The organism is Amycolatopsis sp. NPDC004625 (assembly GCF_040609695.1).
Taxonomy (GTDB): Bacteria; Actinomycetota; Actinomycetes; order Mycobacteriales; family Pseudonocardiaceae; genus Amycolatopsis.
Map to the genome: position 1 here is coordinate 1 of NZ_JBEXKX010000117.1, position 4,140 is coordinate 4,140.

Annotated in this window: 2 protein-coding genes and 1 pseudogene; 1 reads left to right on the forward strand and 2 read right to left on the reverse strand. The window is 70.9% G+C overall.

The annotated features are described in order from the left end of the window. Positions 1-234, reverse strand: a pseudogene (locus tag ABZW17_RS46625) (hypothetical protein); the annotation flags it as partial. Positions 235-279: 45 nt separating this feature from the next. Here ABZW17_RS46625 and ABZW17_RS46630 point away from each other — a divergent pair. Continuing rightward, positions 280-1,548: an amidohydrolase family protein gene (locus tag ABZW17_RS46630; RefSeq protein ID WP_354829451.1), complete on the forward strand. Its 1,269-nt coding sequence runs from the start codon at positions 280-282 to the stop codon at positions 1,546-1,548. On the opposite strand, the gene ABZW17_RS46635 is transcribed toward ABZW17_RS46630, so the two are convergent. Beyond that, a complete protein-coding gene (locus ABZW17_RS46635) occupies positions 1,524-3,878 on the reverse strand; it encodes a bifunctional (p)ppGpp synthetase/guanosine-3',5'-bis(diphosphate) 3'-pyrophosphohydrolase (RefSeq protein WP_354829454.1) in 2,355 nt (784 codons plus the stop codon). The genes ABZW17_RS46630 and ABZW17_RS46635 overlap by 25 nt on opposite strands. Positions 3,879-4,140 lie beyond the last annotated feature (262 nt).

The following is a 4,140-nucleotide window of genomic DNA, read 5'->3' on the forward strand; positions in this document are numbered from 1 at the left end:
CTGGTCCTGGCTCACCGGCATGGACAAGTACGTCGCCGGCTTCAACGCGGCGCGCCCGGACATCTCGGTGGAGCTCAACGTGATCGCGTCCGGCCGGCTCAGCGTCATCAGCACGCTGAACTCGGCTTTCGAGATGCCGCAGTCGCGCTGCAGCCCGCGGTCGAGCTCGCGGGCGAGCAGCCGCTGGGCGCGCATCCACGTGTCCCAGAACTCCCACTCCGCCGGCTCCAGCATGGGCGTAGCATACAGAGTTGACGCGTCAACTTCTGGAGGAGACCGATGAAGACACTGCTGCGCGGCGGCATGGTGGTCAGCATGGACCCGGCACTCGGGGACCTTCCCCGCGACGACGTGCTCATCGAGGGCAGCCGGATCGCCGCCGTCGCGCCGGAAATCGCTGCCGCCGACGCCGAGATCGTCGACGCGACGGGCAAGATCGTGCTGCCCGGCTTCGTCGACACCCACCGGCACACCTGGCAGACGGCGTTCCGCGGCCTCGGCGCGGACTGGACGTTCGACCAGTACCGCGCCGCCGCGCACGGCACGCTCAAACCGCACTACCGGCCCGAAGACGTCTACCTGGGCAACCTCCTCGGCCGCCTCGAAGCCCTGAACTCCGGCGTCACGACCCTGCTCGACTGGTTCCACTGCGCCCTCCACCCGGAGAACGCCGACGCCGCGATCGCCGGGCTGCGCGACGCACCCGGCCACTCGATCTTCTGCTACGGCGCCGACGGGCCGGACATCGCGCCGGAGATCCGGCGGGTGCGGAAGCTGCTGCCGGGCGAGGACCTGGCGCTGGGCCTGCGCGGCCCGGTGGTGTCCACCATGGACGAGACCGCCGCCGATGTCGCCCTGGCGCGGGAACTCGGCCTGCCGGTCAGCGTGCACGTCCACGGCACCGGCGGGTGGCGCGGGGGCGACCGGCCGATCGCCGGGATGCGGGAGCGCGGGCTGCTCGACGAGCGCACCACCGTCGTGCACGGCAACGGCCTGTCCGACGACCAGCTGGCGATGCTCGCCGACGCGGGTTCCTCGGTGTCGGTCAGCCCGGACGTCGAGCTGAAGATGGGCTTCGAGCCGCCGATCACCGGCCGGGCCCTGGCTGCCGGCATCCGCCCGACGCTGTCGGTCGACGACTGCCTGTCCGCCGGGGGCGACCTGTTCGGCGCCATGCGCACGGCCTTGGCCGCCGACCGCGGCCTGACGACGCGGACCGTGCTCGAATGCGCCACGGTGAACGGCGCCCGGGCCTGCGGCCGCGACACCGGCAGCCTCACCCCCGGCAAGGACGCCGACCTCGTCCTGCTCGACGCCGAAGACCTCTCGGTCTTCCCCGTCTGCGACCCGGTCGGCACGATCGTCAGCGCCGGTCACCCCGGGCTGGTGGACAGCGTCTGGGTCGCCGGGAAGGCGGTCAAACGGGACGGGCGCCTGCTCGACGTCGACCTGCCGCCGTTGCGCGCGCGGCTCCTGGAGTCACGCGCGCGGATCGCCGCGGCCGCCGGCGTCTCCTGGGTCCCTCAGGAAGCCGACGTCACGCGGTAGACGTCGTAGACGCCTTCCACGCCGCGGACCACCTTGAGGACGTGGCCGAGGTGCTTCGGGTCGCCCATCTCGAACGAGAAGCGGCTGACCGCGACCCTGTCCCGGGACGTGGTCACCGACGCCGAGAGGATGTTGACCTTCTCGTCGGCCAGCACCTTGGTCACGTCCGAAAGCAGGCGGTGCCGGTCGAGCGCCTCGACCTGGATGGCCACCAGGAACACCGAAGACGCCGAAGGCGCCCACTCGACCTCGACCAGCCGCTCGGGCTGGGACTGCAGGTCACCGGCGTTCGTGCAGTCGGTCCGGTGCACCGAAACGCCGCCGCCGCGGGTCACGAAGCCGAGGATCTCGTCGCCCGGCACCGGGGTGCAGCAGCGGGCGAGCTTCGCCCAGACGTCGCTGGCGCCCTTGACGACCACGCCGACGTCGTTGGAACCGCGGCGACGGGTCACGGTGGACGGCGTCGCGCGCTCGGCGAGCTCCTCCTCCGCCGCGTCGACGCCGCCGATCAGCGCGACCAGGCGCTGGACGACGTGCTTCGCGCTCGTGTGCCCCTCGCCGACGGCCGCGTACAGCGACGAGATGTCGGCGTGACGCAGCTCGGTGGCCACCGCGCCCATGGACTCCGCCGAGACGAGCCGCTGGATCGGCAGGCCGACCTTGCGGATCTCCTTGGTGATGGCTTCCTTGCCGCCCTCGATCGCCTCGTCGCGGCGTTCCTTGGCGAACCACTGCCGGATCTTGGCGCGCGCCTTCGGCGAACCGGCGAACTGCAGCCAGTCACGCGACGGGCCGGCGTTCTCCGCCTTCGACGTGAAGATCTCGACGACTTCGCCGTTTTCCAGCTTGCGTTCGAGCGCGACCAGGCGGCCGTTGACGCGGGCGCCGATGCAGCGGTGGCCGACCTCGGTGTGCACGGCGTAGGCGAAGTCGACCGGCGTCGACTCCACCGGCAGCGTGATGACGTCGCCCTTCGGGGTGAACACGAAGATCTCGCGCGAGGCCAGCTCGTAGCGCAGGGATTCGAGGAAGTCGCCCGGGTCCGCCGCCTCGCGCTGCCAGTCGAGGAGCTGGCGCATCCACGCCATCTCGTCGACGTCCATCGCGTTGCCGTTGTGGGTGCCCTTGGTTTCCTTGTACCGCCAGTGCGCGGCGATGCCGTACTCGGCGGTGCGGTGCATCTCGTAGGTGCGGATCTGCACTTCGAGGGGCTTGCCGTCCGGGCCGATCACCGTCGTGTGCAGCGACTGGTAGACGCCGAACCGCGGCTGGGCGATGTAGTCCTTGAACCGGCCGGGCACCGGCTGCCAGAGGGCGTGGACGACACCCATGGCGGCGTAGCAGTCGCGGACGTCCTCGACCAGGATCCGGACGCCGACCAGGTCGTGGATGTCGTCCAGGTCGCGGCCGCGGACGATCATCTTCTGGTGGATCGAGTAGTAGTGCTTCGGCCGGCCCTCGACCTTCGCGGTGATCCGCGACGAGACGAGGTTGCTGGTCAGGTCCGTGATGACCGAGCGCAGGTAGATGTCACGCGAGGGCGCGCGGTCGGCGACCAGGCGGACGATCTCGTCGTACTTCTTGGGCTGCAGGATGGCGAACGCGAGGTCTTCCAGCTCCCACTTGACCGTGGCCATGCCGAGGCGGTGGGCCAGCGGGGCGAGGACTTCGAGCGTTTCGCGGGCCTTGCGGGCCTGCTTCTCCGGCGGCAGGAAGCGCATGGTGCGCATGTTGTGCAGCCGGTCGGCGAGCTTGATGACCAGGACGCGGGGGTCCTTGGCCATCGCGATGACCATCTTGCGGATGGTCTCGGCCTCGGCGGACGAGCCGAGCTGCACCTTGTCCAGCTTCGTGACGCCGTCGACCAGCTCGGCGACCTTCTCGCCGAAGTCGGCCTTCAGGCTCTCGACGGCGTACCCGGTGTCCTCGACCGTGTCGTGCAGGAGGGCCGCGACGAGCGTGGTGGTGTCCATGCCCAGCTCGGCGAGGATGGTGGCGACGGCGAGCGGGTGGGTGATGTACGGGTCGCCGGACTTGCGCCGCTGGTTGCGGTGCAGCTCCTCGGCGACGTCGTAGGCGCGCTGGAGCAGGCCGAGGTCGGCGTTGGGGTGGAGCTCGCGGTGGATGACGGCCAGGGGTTCGAGGACCTGCTTGACCGGGGCGGCACGCTGCGCGGTGATCCGCCGGGCGAGGCGCGCCCGGACCCGGCGGGTGGCGGACGGGTTCGGCGCCGCGCCGTTCGGCTTCGGCGGCGCGGGCTGTGCCGCCGCCTGCCCGTTCTGCTGGGCGCCCTGCTTCGCGGGCACCGCGGCGTCGAGCTCCTGGCTCACCCGCACCTCCTGCTGCTCGTGCGGCCTTCGGACCACCAGGGTAGCCGTTGCGCCTCGCAGCCCTGTCGGGTGCGCCCGTTCAGGGGGATGTGGGGCCCGTCACCAGCAGCTTCCCGCCCTCCCGCACCGTCGTGAGTGTTTAGGCGGGTTTTAAACCCAGTAAAAAAACAACACCGCACGCCCGGCAAATGGGTCAGTACAGGAGGGGGTGGAGAAAGGGGGGGCGGGGAAGAGGGGGGCCGCCCCGGGGCGGCACGTGCAG

What these genes read in the sequence shown, in the direction of transcription:
- ABZW17_RS46630 (WP_354829451.1), top strand. Translation starts at nt 280, where the DNA reads ATGAAGACACTGCTGCGCGGCGGCATGGTGGTCAGCATGGACCCGGCA.